Source organism: Mesorhizobium sp. (assembly GCF_024509055.1).
Taxonomy (GTDB): Bacteria; Pseudomonadota; Alphaproteobacteria; order Rhizobiales; family Rhizobiaceae; genus Mesorhizobium.
The window spans coordinates 1,004-1,439 of record NZ_JANINM010000312.1 but is presented as its reverse complement, the minus strand read 5'-3'; the positions used below and the strand labels follow the sequence as shown (position 1 = coordinate 1,439).

1 protein-coding gene is annotated in these 436 nt (G+C 62.2%); it reads left to right on the top strand.

What is annotated here, in order from left to right; translation table 11 throughout:
* A partial coding sequence (locus Q0L57_RS13960) for a secretin N-terminal domain-containing protein (RefSeq protein WP_366940909.1) occupies nt 1-436 on the top strand: 436 nt, incomplete at both ends.

The following is a 436-nucleotide window of genomic DNA, read 5'->3' as shown; positions in this document are numbered from 1 at the left end:
CAGCCTCAAAGCCTATCCGCTGCGATACGGCAGCGCACGGCAGATCACCGCGCTACTCAACGAAATGCTGACCGGGCAAGGCAACGGTAACAGCCTCGACAACGCTTCAAGCCAGATTTCGCCCGGCTCCGGAATTTCGGTATCTTCCTCCGGCAGCGGAGCCCTCAGCGCATTGAGCGCCGCGCCACCGGCTTCGAATGGCAGCGGCGGGGGCGCGAGTGCTGCTGCCGTTCCCAACAGCGCCGGCATGCGCAGCACCTCTTCTTCCTCACCGGCAGCGGGACAAGATCTTGCATCCGGGTCTAATCCTTCCGGTTCGAGTTCTTCCTCGAAACCGACGAACAACGCTGCGCTGCTGCAGAATGTGAGGATTACGGCCGACGTCACCAACAACGCGGTCCTGGTCTACGGCAACCAGGAATCCCAGCGTCTGGTC